Origin of the sequence: Micromonospora sp. NPDC085948 (assembly GCF_040686315.1) — a bacterium.
GTDB lineage: Bacteria > Actinomycetota > Actinomycetes > Mycobacteriales > Micromonosporaceae > Micromonospora.
In genome coordinates this window covers 391,684-405,257 of the sequence record NZ_JBFBJW010000001.1, presented here as the reverse complement: position 1 = coordinate 405,257, position 13,574 = coordinate 391,684, and the positions used below count along the sequence as shown (strand labels likewise).

The following is a 13,574-nucleotide window of genomic DNA, read 5'->3' as shown; positions in this document are numbered from 1 at the left end:
CCCAAAGCTGGCCCGGATTTCGACTCTTGTCGGCGGGTCCGGGGCAAACAACGACACCGGCCGGCCACCGATACGTTCGATGGCCGGCCGGTGGGGTGGTCCGATCAGGGGCGGCCCATGCCCCGGTACTCCCAGCCGGCCTGGGTCCAGAGGGCCGAGTCGAGGCAGTTACGACCGTCGACCACCTTGCGACCGTTGACCAACTCGCCGAGGACGACCGGGTCGGCGTTGCGGAAGTCGGCCCACTCGGTGAGGACGCAGACCAGGTCCGCGCCGGTGACCGCCTCGTTGATGCCGCTCTCGTAGATCAGCTCGGGCACTGCGCGGCGGGCGTTCTCGCTGCCCTGCGGGTCGTACACGTGCACCTCGGCGCCGGCCTTGTGCAACAACGCGGCGACGGCGAGCGCCGGAGCGTCGCGGACGTCGTCGGTGTTGGGCTTGAAGGTCGCACCGAGCACGGCGATCCGGGTGCCGGAGAAGTCCGGGCCGGCCGGACCGGAGCGGCGGCCGAGCAGATCCGAGGCGAGTTGCAGCACCCGGGTACGACGGCGCAGGTTGATCAGGTCGACCTCGTGCAGGAAGCGCAACGCCTCGCCGGCGCCCAACTCCTGGGCCCGGGCCTGGAAGGCCCGGATGTCCTTGGGCAGGCAGGCGCCGCCGAAGCCGAGGCCGGCCTGGAGGAACCGGTTGCCGATCCGGGGGTCGTAGCCGATCGCGCGGGCGAGTTGGGTGACGTCGCCACCGGAGGCCTCGCAGACCTCGGCCATCGCGTTGATGAAGGAGATCTTGGTGGCCAGGAAGGCGTTCGCGGCGACCTTGACCAGCTCGGCGGTGGCGAAGTCGGTGACCACCAGGGGCACCTCGCGGTCCTCGGTGGCGGCCAGGTCGAACACGCCCTTGTGCGCGGCGTAGAGCATGCCGTTGGCCCACTCGCTCTTCACGCCGACCACGATCCGGTTGGGGCGCAGGACGTCGTCGACGGCGAAGCCCTCCTGGAGGAACTCGGGGCTCCACGCCACCTCGACGCCCAGGTCTCCGGGGGTGTGCTTGCCGACCAGCTGCTCCACCCACTCGGCGGTGCCGACCGGCACGGTGGACTTGCCGACGATCAGCGCCTTGCGGGTGAGGTGCTGCGCGAGGCTGGTGACCGACGCCTCGACGTACGACAGGTCGGCGCCCATGCCGTCGGCCCGCTGCGGGGTGCCGACGCAGATGAAGTGCACGTCACCGAAGTCGGCGGTCTCGGCGATGTCGGTGCTGAACCGGAGGCGGCCGGCGGCGAGGTTACGCCGCAGCAACTCGTCCAGGCCGGGCTCGTGGATCGGCACCTGACCAGCGTTCAGCATCGCGATCTTGTCCGCGTCGACGTCGAATCCGAGCACGTCGTAGCCCAGTTCGGCGTAACAGATGGCGTACGTCGCACCTAGGTAGCCGGTTCCCAGGAACGTCACCCGCGGTCGAGGCGCGCCTGAGGGCGGTGTCACCGCGGCGATGGCGGGGGTCGGCTGGATGGTGGGGTAGGGGATCGTCACGCCTGTCTTCTCCGCTCGCACTGGCGGCGCGTCGTCGCGTCGCATTCTGCTGCGGCGCCTGGCGGGGCACCGGAGGGGTGGCTCACTGTTGTCCTCCATCATTGCCCAGCGGCCTGGGTGCACCCTCATGCCCATACCTACGCGCCGGTAACATCACCTGAACTGCAGTAGCTAGTCTTCAGTCTGCGCGGTCGGCGGTCAGGAGTCGCCACAGACTGCGCATGATAGCGGTGAAGGGAAGGGACCCAACATGGCCGCAGGCGAGTCGTTCGACGTCTACCGGTTGCCCGAGGAGCACCAGGCGATCCGGGACGCGGTCCGAGAGGTCTGCACGGCGAAGGTGGCCCCGCACGCCGCCGAGGCCGACGAGACCGGGGAGTTCCCCAAGGCGTCCTACGAAGCACTGCGGGCAGCCGACTTCCACGCCCCGCACATCCCCGAGGAGTACGGCGGCGCGGGCGCGGACGCGCTGGCCACCGCCATCGTGATCGAGGAGGTGGCCCGCGCCTGCGCGTCCTCCTCGCTGATCCCGGCGGTGAACAAACTCGGCACCATGCCGCTGTTGTTGTCCGGTTCCGAGGACCTCAAGCGCCGTTACCTGACGCCGGTCGCGGCCGGGGACGCGATGTTCTCGTACTGCCTCTCCGAGCCGGAGGCGGGCAGCGACGCCGCGTCGATGACGACCCGGGCAGTGCGTGACGGGGATCACTGGGTGCTCAACGGCGTGAAGCGGTGGATCACCAATGCGGGTGTCTCCGAGTACTACACCGTCTTCGCCGTCACCGACCCGGCCGCCCGATCCCGGGGCATCTCGGCCTTCGTCGTGGAGAAGTCCGACGCCGGTGTGAGCTTCGGCGCACCGGAGAAGAAGCTCGGCATCAAGGGCTCGCCCACCCGCGAGGTCTACCTCGACAACGTGCGGATCCCCGCCGACCGGATGATCGGCGCGGAGGGCACCGGCTTCGCCACCGCGATGAAGACCCTGGACCACACCCGGGTCACCATCGCCGCGCAGGCCGTCGGGATCGCGCAGGGCGCGCTCGACTACGCCAAGGGGTACGTGGCTGAGCGCCGTCAGTTCGGCAAGGCGATCGCTGAGTTCCAGGGCATCCAGTTCATGCTCGCCGACATGGGCATGAAGCTGGAGGCTGCCCGGCAGCTCACCTACGCGGCTGCCGGCAAGTCCGAGCGTGGCGACGCCGATCTGACCTACTTCGGCGCGGCGGCCAAGTGCTTCGCCTCGGACGCCGCCATGGAGATCACCACGGACGCGGTGCAGTTGCTCGGCGGTTACGGCTACACGCGGGACTACCCGCTCGAGCGGATGATGCGCGACGCCAAGATCACCCAGATCTACGAAGGAACGAACCAGGTGCAGCGGATCGTCATGGCACGGGAGCTGCTGAAGGGCTGATTGCGGCTGTTTTGCAGCTCAGAGCGGATGTGACCGAGTCGATCGACTCGGTCACATCTCGTATCCGGCCGGTTGCTCTGCGGATTTTTCGGCTGCGCCGGATGTCGAGAGCGGTGCCCGCCGGGCAGGTGGCCCTTGCGCCGAGCGGCGAAGTTGTAGCAGCCCAGGCAGCTCGTGCAGCCGGTGACGGTGCGCCGCATCGGCATGCCGTCGTGGGTCGCGGACGCTGCGGAACCGTCTCGGCGGCCCGGCAAACAGGTTGTCGGGTTGCCTGGTTCGTGTGAGTATGGCCGGGTGATCTACTGACACGCACCCAGCCCGCTGCCGTGGCACGCCACCTTCTCGTGGTTGTCGAGCCCCGGCGGGCAGTCGATCCCCACTTGATTCGGCGATTGGTGTCCGCGTGTCAAACGTGTCTGTTCTGCATGCCCAAGACCTGGTGAAGGTCTACGGCGATCGCATCGTTCTCGACGGTGTCTCGCTCTCCGCGGGGCCCGGCCAGCGGCTGGGCCTGGTCGGTGAGAACGGGGTCGGCAAGTCCACCCTGCTGCGGTTGCTCGCCGGCGAGGAGGAGCCGGACAGCGGTGAGGTGCAGCGCGCGGCCGATACCGAGTTTCTTCGTCAGGAGTTTCCGTTCCCGGCTGATGCCCCGCTCGGCGCCGTCGTCGACGACGCGCTCCAGGAGTTCCACCGAGTCCGCGACCGGCTCGACGATCTCGGTGAGATCCTGGCCGAGCGGCCCGACGACGAGGCTGCCCTCACCGAGTACGGGGATCTACTCGGCTGGGCTGAGGGCCACGGCCTCTGGGACGCCGACCACCGGGCGAAGCTGGTGCTCGACGGCCTCGGTCTATCCGTTACGGACATGACCCGTCCGCTCGGCTCGCTCTCCGGTGGGCAGCGCACGCGCCTCGGCCTGGCAGCGCTGTTGATCCGGCAGCCGCGGGCGCTGCTGCTGGACGAGCCGACCAACCACCTCGACGAGGAAGCGGTCAGCTTCCTGGAGCAGCGGCTGGCCGAACTTCCGGGCGCGGTAGTGGTGGCCTCGCACGATCGGGCATTCCTCGACGGGACCTGCACCGACATCGTCGACCTCGACCCGTCCCGGGGAGGTGTCACCCGCTACGGCGGCACCTACTCCGACTACCTCGAGGTCAAACGCCGCGAGCGGGCGCGTTGGGAGCAGCAGTACGCGGCCGAGCAGAAAGAATTGAAGGAGCTGCGACAGGCCGTGGCCACCACCGCGCCCGACGTCAACCACGCACGCTCCATCAAGGACAACAACAAGATTGGGTACGACCGGCACGGCAGCCGAGTCCAGAAACAGATCTCCCGGCGGGTGCGCAACGCCCAGCAGCGTCTGGACGAACTCACCGCCGACCAGGCCAAGCGGCCCCCGGCCCAGCTCAGCCTCACCGCCGCGGTGACCGGGCTCGGCCCGCACGAGGGCAGTGTTTCGCTGCGCGGGGTACGCGTCGACGGCCGGCTCAAGATCGACGACCTGACCGTCGCGACCGGCGAGCGTCTGCTGATCACCGGGCCCAACGGGGCTGGCAAGTCGACGCTGCTGCGGGTGCTCGCCGGTGACCTGGAGCCGGACGCTGGCGCCGCGTACCGGTCGGAGGGGCTGCGCGTCGCGCTGCTCGAGCAGGACGTCGAGTTCCCCGACCCGCAGCGGACTGCCCACTCGTATTACGCCGAGGCGGCCGGCGACGACCCCGCGGTGCCGCTGTCCCGGCTCGGCCTGCTGGTCGGCGGTGACGTGGAACGGCCGATCGGACAACTCTCAACCGGCCAGCGCCGCCGGGTCGCCCTGGCAATGCTGATGGCCCGGCCGCCGGACGTTCTGCTGCTCGACGAACCCACCAACCATCTGTCGCTGCGCCTGGTGGAGGAGCTGGAAGAGGCGCTGCGCAGCGCGCCGGGCGGCGTCGTCGTCGCCTCCCACGACCGCTGGCTGCGCCGCGGCTGGCAGGGCCCCGAACTGACCCTGCTCGACGGCCGCGTCCGGGCCTGATCGCCGGAGAGGAGTGCCATGTCCACCCAACTCACACTGCACGCGGTGAGTAAGGCGTACGCCCACGGCCGGGTGCTGAACGCGGTGTCCGGCACCGTCCGCGACGGCGAACGGGCCGCCGTGGTAGGCGAGAACGGCGCCGGGAAGTCCACCCTCCTGCGGCTGCTCGCCGGGCAAGAGCTACCGGACGAGGGCGAGATAGTGGTCACCGCCGACGGCGGGATCGGATACCTCGGCCAGGTCCTCGACCTGCCGGACACGGCCACAGTCGCCGACGCGATCGACGCGGCGCTCGCGGACCTGCGCGACCTCCAGCGCCGGATCACTCAGGCGGAGCAGGAGCTCAGCGCCGGCGAGGCTGGGCTACTCCACGCGTACGGAGAAATGGTCACCGCTTATGAACTGCGCGGCGGATATCGGGCCGATGCGCAGGTGCGGGCGGCGATGTCCGCCCTCGGGATCGGCGAGCTGACGCCGGACCGGGCACTCGGCACGCTCTCCGGTGGGCAACGGGCGCGGCTCGCGCTGGCCGGGGTGCTGTCGGCCGACCCCGAACTGCTGCTGCTCGACGAGCCCACCAACAACCTCGACGGGACGGCGCTGGCCTGGCTGGAGGACCGGCTGCGCCGGCACCGGGGCACGCTCGTGGTGGTGACCCACGACCGGCTGCTGCTGCAGCGGGTGGCCACCACGATCCTGGAGGTCGACGGGGACCGGGGCACGGTGGTGCGCTACGGCAACGGTTACGCCGGATACCTCGCCGAGAAGCGGGCGGCGCGGCAGCGGTGGGAGCAGGCCCACGCGGAGTGGACCGCCGAGATCGCACACTGGACCGACTGGGGCACGACGACGGCGTACCGGGTGGCGCCCGGCCGCGCCATCAGGGACCACAACAAGTGCAAGTACAACGGTGACGGCCGCCGAGTCCAAGCGTCGATCTCCACCCGGGTACGCAGCGCCGCCGAACGCCTCCACCGACTGCACGCCGAACCGGTGCCCCGACCGCCGGACCCGCTGCGCTTGCACGCGCCGCTCGACGCGGCAGTTCGGGAGGGCACCGTCCTCACAGCGTGCGGCGTCCGGGTCGCCGGCCGGCTGTGGGTGCCGGAGCTGACCGTCACCGCCGGTGAGCGGCTGCTGGTCACCGGGCCGAACGGGGCCGGCAAGTCGACCCTGCTCGATGTGCTGGCCGGTGTGCTGACCCCGGACGAAGGGACGGTGCGGCGCCGGGGGCGTCGGGGGTACCTGCCGCAGGAGAGCGCGGTCGGTGCCCCATCGCACAGCCTGCTGTCGGCGTTTGCGTCCGGCCGCGTCGGCACCCGCCAGGAGCACGCCGAGCGGCTGGAATCGCTGGGCCTGTTCCGCGCCGGTGACTTCGACAAACCGGTCGGCGCGCTGTCCGTCGGGCAGCGGCGCCGGCTGGCTCTGGCCCGCCTGCTGGCCGTCGAGGCCGACGTGCTGCTGCTCGACGAGCCCACGAACCACCTGTCGCTGATGCTGGTCGAGGAGTTGGAGCAGGCACTTGCCAACTATTCCGGCGCGGTGGTGGTGGTCTCGCACGACCGGCTGTTTCAGGCACGCTGGACCGGCACCGAGGCGGCCCTGAAGGGCGGCCGGCTGCTCGCGCCAGTGCGGTGAGCCGCTCGCGGATCGCTCGATGATCCGAGCCTGCCGTTCCGGGTAGGTCCTGGACGGCGGCGCGACCCGGGCTGTCCCTCGCGGTGTAAGAGCGGTCTCGGGGCGAGTGGGTGCCGACCGTAAGCGGGGTGGTTGATGGCAGGGTTGGGCCCATGGACCTGACGGTTATCCTCGGCCCGGTCAAGGGCGGCAAGTCGCTGGAAATGATCAGCCTGCTGTCTCCGCTCCGGCACGCCGGCATCCCGCACCGGATCTACCAGTCAACTCGGCACAGCCGGGACATTGCGGTGACCTCACGTTCCGGGGGCAGTTTGCAGACGGTCAAGGTCAGCTCACTTGGAGGCGCCGCCGACGCTGAGGTCGAAGTCATTGGCGTCGACGAGATCCACATGTTTACCGTCGATGACATCGCCGTGCTGGGTGCCGCGGTCCGTTCGGGAATTCAGGTCGTCGTCGCCGGCATCGATCTGGATCACCGGGGATGCCTGTTCGCTCCGGTGAAGGCGCTGTTCGAACTGGCGCCAGCGAAGGTGCTGTATCGGCGTGCGGTGTGCGACGTCTGTCGGTCTCTCGACGCGACACACACGCAGGTACTCGAGGACGGCAAGCCGATGATCCGAGAACTCGCGCCGTCAACCGCGCTGCCGGACGACGGGACCTACACGTACGAGGCCCGCTGCCGCCGTTGTGTCATTCTCCCCTAAGAGGGTCGCCAACCCGCAACATGTCCCCCTCCGGGGCTGCCGCACAGGTGCGGTACCGCAGCCGAGTTTGGGTCAGCCGGTGCGTCCGCCGGGCATCACCACGATGGCGTCCTGCGGGAGGGTGGCCACCTCACGCAGGTTGAGGCCGTCCATCGACAGCACGATCGTCCGAGGGCCGTCCGAGCTCAGATTGACCTGCCGGCCGAGAAAGATCCGCTCGCCGTCCGAGCCGATGACGTACCAGCGGCCGGAGTCCATCGGTACCTGCTGCTCGGAGTGGACCCGACCGCTCCGGTCGACATCGAGCACCCGAGTAGGACGATCACCGTCCATCGTCGTGACGACGACCCGTAGCCGGCTGTCGTCGCGGCTCGGATACAACATGCCGGACCGGTCGATCGTTTCGTCGGGTCCGATCCGGTCCCCGACCTCGACCGTGACCGGGGGCGATGTGCCCGCCAGGCCGGCGGTGACGGTCAGCGTGGTCAGGCGCGTCTGATCCCGCCGGCGTGGGATAGACAGCGGTTCGCCTCCCCGCATCACCCCGATCACCTCGGTTGGTGACCCCGGGATCCGTCGCTGCGTGCCGGAGCTCAGACGGACGAGGACGAACTCTCCGCCTTCTGCCGACGCGGATTCGTCGAGGAGGAGCCAGCCCGAGTCCGGCGCCCAAGCCCGTCCGGTGACCCGACCACCCGTGGACTTCGGCTCGATCGACAGGACTTGCCCGCCCTTCAGGTCGCGTACCAGGTACCGGCTTGCGTCGGGATAGCCCAACCACCGTCCGTCGGGGGACAGGGCCACGCCGATCGGACTGGCCACCGGAAGCGTGAACTGCTGGCCGTCCGGGAGCAGAAGCCGTGGTGCGCAACCGGCCGCGCACGTGGCGTAGACGAGAGTGGCGTGGCCGACGCCCGTGGACGGCAGTGCTGGCGCCGGGGCGAGCGGATCGACCGCCGGCGGTGCGAGGCCGGCCGGCCTGCCGGAGGCTGTCGACCCCGGCGTGGTCGGTCCGACCTCCCCGAACGGTTGCATGACGACCCCCGCCGCCGTCACCACCGCAAGGACCCCGGCGCAGGCAGACACCCCGACCGTGAGGTTCATTCGGCGGCGCCGAGCGACGGCGATCGCCCGGTCGGGATCGGCGTAGTTGCGGCCGTGCTCGGCCAGATCTTGGTAAACACGACGGAACGCATCAGACATGGTCAACCTCCGACGGCTGGACGCCTTCGAGCGCGGTGGGCGGAGTCGAGGGGATGTGCCGTCGCAGGCGGACCAGGGCGTCGTGGACGTGCCGCTTCACAGTGCCGACGCTGCACCCGAGTAGACGGGCGGTCTCCACTTCCGACAGATCTTCGTAGAAGCGCAGGTACAGCGCCGCCCGCTGGCGCGCGGGCAGGGTAGCGAGTGCGCATGCCACCGTGACCCGCACGGCGGTGTCGCTGGCGAGGTCGTCGCCGGACGCCGCGTCGGGAACCCGCTCGGAGGTCACCTCGGTGGGTCGCCGCCGGCGGCGCCAGGAGCGAAGCTGATTGAGCATCACCGTGCGGACGTAGGCTTCCGGGTGGCCGCCGGCCTGCACCCGACGCCAGTGCCGGGCCGTCTTCGCCAGCGCCTCCTGAAGCAGGTCCTGCGCCTCCTGGTGATCGCCGACGAGTAGGTAGGCTGTCCGCGAGAGGGCCGGTCCGCGCGCGAGGGCGAACTCGCGGAACCCGGCGTACCTGTCCGCTCCACTCATCCTGCCCCCTTCTGCGTCCTACCCGTATCAACGCCGTCCGCCCGTCCCGAGGTTGAGTCGGAGGACGCCGGAGTGATCCGGCACCCTCGGCGCCGGTCCGGGGTCCGGACCGGCCATCGCGGACGGTCGCGCGACTCACCGGTCCCCCCGCCTGTAACTGCCGCTCCGCCCGGCGCTGCTACCGCCTGCGTCGTTTCCGGGGCTGACGGGTCGGACCGATGCCTGGCCAGGCCACTGCCTGACGGCTGCGTGCCGCCCGTAGGCGATCAAGGACTTGGTTACGGGTGGGCCGGTGGCCAGGTTGTGCCGGATCGCGGCGGTCATCGCGAGGAGGCGTTGCGCGACGCGTGCCGCGACGCCTTCGATGAGGCAGACAGCCGGGGTGGCCGCCCGGGTTTACGTTGCCGTGCGAGCCCCCATGTCAGCCGCTTCCGCGTACGCGGCGACGGCCCCGTCGTCAGCGACGCCGACGAGGGTGTGCCGAGCGAGGTCCGGACCGAGGCTCGCCAGCCGTCTGCCGGCGTCCTCGGCGCGTTGATCGAGGCCGACGGGGGCGTGCGCCTCGGCCCGTCGAAAGAGAGCCGCCAGTGGCACGGCATCGTCTGGGGTTGCCGGAATCCAGTGGAGAACTCTCATCGACGGCATCCTATCGATGTGGTGCTCGGGGCGGGTTCGACCGCCGGTGCCCACCCGTCGCGAAACATCCAAGATCCACAGCGGAAACAAGCGGCCGGGAGATTAGCATCTGCCTTTCCTGTGTTGATCAACTTGAGGAATCGTATTGCTACCTCCACGTCTGCGCGGACGACTGCCGATAGCGCTGTGCACCGCGCTCGCGGTGCTCGCCCCGTCGCCCGCCCTGGCCGCACCCGGCCCCGCTGCCCCCTCGGCCCCATCCGCCCACGCGTCTGCCGCACCCCCGGCTCCCGCGACCACCCCCACCGTCACCCTGATCACCGGGGAGAAGGTCACCGCCACCCGGTCGGCCGACGGAAGTCTCAGCCCACAGGTGCGAGACGCCGAGGGACGGCTGACCGGGTTCACCTCGTCCCGGGTGGGAGGGGACACCTACGTCTACCCGCACGGCGTGCTGGCGTACGTGGGCGCCGGGCTGCTCGACAAGCAACTGTTCAATCTCTCGGAGTTGCTGGCGGACGGCTACGACGACGCGCGGCGCGACCACCTTCCGCTGATCGTCACCTACACCGCTGCCGCCGCCCGTTCCCGTAGCGCCTCGGCGCCCGCGGGCGCCCGCGACGTTCGTCGGCTGGACAGCATCCAGGGCGCCGCCCTGAACGTCGACCGATCGGAGACCTTCTGGTCGTCGATCACCGGCGGCGGGGAGGCGACCGCCCGTTCCACCGGCGGGCGGCCCGCTCTCCGCGGCGGCATCGCGAAGATCTGGCTGGACGGCAAGGTCGAGGCCGACCTCGCCGACAGCACCGCGCAGGTCGGTGCCCCGCAGGTCTGGGCGTCCGGGAACACCGGCAAGGGCGTCGACGTCGCCGTCCTGGACACCGGCATCGACGTCAGCCACCCGGACTTCGCCGGCCAGATCGCCGCCACCGAGTCCTTCGTTCCCGGCGAGACGGTCAGGGACGTCTTCGGCCACGGTACGCACGTCGCCTCCACGATCGCCGGCACCGGCGCGGCCTCGGGCGGCACGGAGAAGGGCGTCGCCCCGGGCGTACGGCTGCACGTCGGCAAGGTCCTCGGCGACAACAACTCCGGCCAGGACTCCTGGATCATCAGCGGCATGGAGTGGGCCGTCCGCGAGCAGCACGCCAAGATCGTCAACATGAGCCTCGGGGCCGACCCCACCGACGGCACCGACCCGATGAGTGTGGCGCTCAACGAGCTGAGCGAAGAGACCGGCGCGCTGTTCGTCGTCGCGGCCGGAAACACCGGTCCCAGTCAGTACACGATCGGCAGCCCCGGCAGTGCGGACGCCGCGCTGACCGTCGGCGCCGTCGACGGCAACGACACCCTCGCCGACTTCTCCAGCCAGGGTCCGCGGATCGGCGACCGGGCCCTCAAGCCCGACCTCACCGCGCCCGGTGTCGGCGTCCTGGCCGCCCGCTCGCAGGCCTCCGCCGGCGAAGGCTGGTACCGCCTCGGCGACGGCACCTCGATGGCCACCCCGCACGTCGCCGGCGCCGCCGCGCTGCTGGCCGCCCAACATCCCGACTTCAGCGGGAAGCAGCTCAAGGAAGCTCTGGTCAGCACCGCGAAGCCGCTCGCCGGCCTCAACCCGTACCAGGGCGGCAACGGTCGACTGGACATCGCCGCGACCACGGGCGCGTCCGTCGTCGCCAGCACCAGCGCCGACTTCGGGTACCCCGAGTGGCCGACCGCCCCCGAGGGCACGGTCGAACGGGAGGTCAGTTATCGCAACCTCAGTGACAACGCTGTCACCCTCGACCTCGCCGCGACCGTCGACGGTGCCCCGAATAACCTCTTCACCCTGTCGTCCCGGCAGATCACCGTCCCGGCGCGCGGCGTCACCTCGGTGACCGTGGCCACGGACTTCGACCGCGTACCGGCCGACAACCCCCTCGCGGGCTTCCTCACCGCCACCGATGCCTCCGGCGCGGTCCGCACCCGCACCGCGCTCGCCATCGGCCGGGAGGGCGTACGCCACCGCCTCACCTTCACGGCCAAGGACCGGGGTGGCAGACCGACAGGCGGAGACCTCCTCCTGCTCGGGCAGGACAACACCGTCCTCCAGCAGCAGATCGACGCCAGTGGCACCCTGGAGCTGCGGCTTCCCGCCGGCACGTACGCGGCGTGGCTCAGGACCGAGGTCGAGGGCGCGAACGGGCCGAACTCGCGCGGGCTCGCCGTGCTGCCGGTACCGGAGATCACCCTCGACCAGGACCGCACCGTCGCGTTCGACGCCACCAAGGCCCGCCGGGTCTCGGTGACCACGCCGCAGGAGTCGACCCTGGACGGCGCCCGCATCGAGGTGTCCCGCGGATTCGGCGGCAACGTCTGGACCGACGGCTGGCTCCTGGATCCCGCGCACGACAGCGTCTGGGTGCTGCCCAGCGACCGTGGGGTCACGACGGGTACGTTCAGCTTCAGCACCCAGTGGCGCACGGTGCAGCCCGCGGTGACGGTGACGGACGACGGCCGTGACTACGACGACCTTCGGGTGCAGCGGGCCGCGACGCCGCTGCCCCGCGGTGATCAGCACCTCGACGCGGTGTTCGCCGGCGACGGGGACAGCAGCGGCTACGCCACGCTGAACGCCCGTGGCAAGGCCGCCGTGGTACGCCGCAACGACGCCGTACCCGTGGAGAGGCAGGCCGCGGCGGCGGCGGCCGCCGGCGCTCGTCTCCTGCTCGTGGTGAACGACGGCGCCGGGCGCCTCGCGGCGTGGCCGGGTTCGGTGTGGGTGCCCCAGGACCCGCCGCCGGTCACCGTGGCCACCCTCACCCGGGACGAGGGTGAGCAGTTGATCACCCGGATCACGCGCGAGAAGCGGGTCCGGCTCGACGTCACCTCCCACCCGACCACCGAGTACGTCTACGACCTGATCCGCGACTACGTCGGTGCCATCCCGGCGGACCTCGCCCAGCGGGTCACCAAGCGTGAACTGGCCCGGGTCGACATGTCCCTGCGCAACTGGCGTCCCGGCCGGGCGGTGGAGACGCGCAACGGCCTCACCGCGTCGGGATCGATGAGCGGCCTCGACTACCACGAGGTCGCGGCGCGCGGCGACCGCACCGACTGGGTCAGCGCCGGGACGCGGTGGACCACGAACGTCGCGGTGCCGGACGAGCAGTCCCAGCAGACGGCGCCCACCACCTATCGGGCCGGTTCGGTCCAGCAGGAGCGGTGGTTCGGCCCGGTGCAACGGCCTCGGCTGCTGACCACCAACACCGTCTTCCGGGGGGACGGTGACGCGATCTCCGCACTGATCCCCGGCTGGGGCGACTCGGGCACCGCGCACGAGGGCAGCACCTCCGGCAACATGGCCGTCGACAACAGCCTTCGGCTCTACCAGGGCGACACGCTCGTCGGCGAGGCCGATCGTTTCCACCCGATGATGAGCAGCAGCGTCCTCAGCCCGGAGCCGCTGCCGTACCGACTCGTGTCGGACAACAGGCGGGACGGCTGGGCCGGCCCGTACTCCACCGCCACCAGGACGGAATGGGGCTTCACCTCCGCCCGGATCAAACCTGGCGTCCTGGCGTGGGAACCGTCCCTGATCCAGCTCGACTACGCCGTCGACACCGATGTCGACGGCAGGGCGAAGCGCAACGCCGACCTCACCGTCACCGCACTGCACCTGCCGACGGCGACCGAGGCGTCCGCCATCCGGACGGTGACGCTGGACGTGTCCTACGACGACGGTGCGAGCTGGCACCACGCCAACCTCCAGCACAAGGGTGACGGTTGGCGTACGCGGATCGACGCCCCGCGTACGGCAGGTTTCGTCACCCTGCGCGCCACGGCCCGGGACGCCCGGGGCAACAGCGTGGAGCAGCGCATCACCCGGGCCTTCGGCCTGCGGTGAGCTGGGGCG

General features: G+C 70.6%; 9 protein-coding genes. 5 read left to right on the top strand and 4 right to left on the bottom strand.

The window, feature by feature from the left end; all coding sequences use genetic code 11:
- Positions 1 to 104 precede the first annotated feature (104 nt).
- Positions 105 to 1,532, bottom strand: coding sequence for a UDP-glucose/GDP-mannose dehydrogenase family protein (locus tag AB0O48_RS01950; protein WP_357572528.1), 1,428 nt, complete (start codon positions 1,530 to 1,532; stop codon positions 105 to 107).
- Positions 1,533 to 1,782: 250 nt separating this feature from the next.
- Between AB0O48_RS01950 and AB0O48_RS01945 the strand changes: the two genes are divergently transcribed.
- The 4 genes from AB0O48_RS01945 to AB0O48_RS01930 all read left to right on the top strand — a co-directional run bounded on the left by AB0O48_RS01945 (position 1,783) and on the right by AB0O48_RS01930 (position 7,305).
- A complete protein-coding gene (locus tag AB0O48_RS01945) occupies positions 1,783 to 2,946 on the top strand; it encodes an acyl-CoA dehydrogenase family protein (protein ID WP_357572529.1) in 1,164 nt (387 codons plus the stop codon).
- Positions 2,947 to 3,358: 412 nt separating this feature from the next.
- Positions 3,359 to 4,963: an ABC-F family ATP-binding cassette domain-containing protein gene (locus AB0O48_RS01940; RefSeq protein WP_365062404.1), complete on the top strand. Its 1,605-nt coding sequence runs from the start codon at positions 3,359 to 3,361 to the stop codon at positions 4,961 to 4,963.
- A gap of 18 nt (positions 4,964 to 4,981) precedes the next feature.
- Positions 4,982 to 6,601 (top strand): ABC-F family ATP-binding cassette domain-containing protein, encoded by a 1,620-nt coding sequence (locus AB0O48_RS01935; RefSeq protein ID WP_365062402.1) that lies wholly within the window; start codon positions 4,982 to 4,984, stop codon positions 6,599 to 6,601.
- Positions 6,602 to 6,753: 152 nt separating this feature from the next.
- Entirely contained in the window at positions 6,754 to 7,305 is a 552-nt protein-coding gene (locus tag AB0O48_RS01930; RefSeq protein ID WP_357241847.1) for a thymidine kinase, read from the top strand.
- A 72-nt stretch (positions 7,306 to 7,377) separates the two neighbouring features.
- Here AB0O48_RS01930 and AB0O48_RS01925 read toward each other — a convergent pair whose 3' ends face one another.
- From AB0O48_RS01925 to AB0O48_RS01915, 3 genes are all read right to left on the bottom strand, one after another.
- On the bottom strand, positions 7,378 to 8,508 hold the full coding sequence (locus AB0O48_RS01925) for a hypothetical protein (protein WP_365062400.1): 1,131 nt from the start codon (positions 8,506 to 8,508) through the stop codon (positions 7,378 to 7,380).
- Entirely contained in the window at positions 8,501 to 9,043 is a 543-nt protein-coding gene (locus tag AB0O48_RS01920) for a SigE family RNA polymerase sigma factor (RefSeq protein WP_365062398.1), read from the bottom strand. Before AB0O48_RS01920 ends, AB0O48_RS01925 begins: the two co-directional genes overlap by 8 nt.
- Positions 9,044 to 9,439: 396 nt before the next feature.
- Positions 9,440 to 9,679 (bottom strand): hypothetical protein, encoded by a 240-nt coding sequence (locus tag AB0O48_RS01915; RefSeq protein ID WP_365062396.1) that lies wholly within the window; start codon positions 9,677 to 9,679, stop codon positions 9,440 to 9,442.
- Positions 9,680 to 9,824: 145 nt separating this feature from the next.
- Here AB0O48_RS01915 and AB0O48_RS01910 point away from each other — a divergent pair, with 145 nt between their 5' ends.
- Positions 9,825 to 13,565, top strand: a complete 3,741-nt coding sequence (locus AB0O48_RS01910; protein ID WP_365062394.1) for a S8 family serine peptidase — start codon at positions 9,825 to 9,827, stop codon at positions 13,563 to 13,565.
- The last annotated feature ends 9 nt before the right edge of the window (positions 13,566 to 13,574 follow it).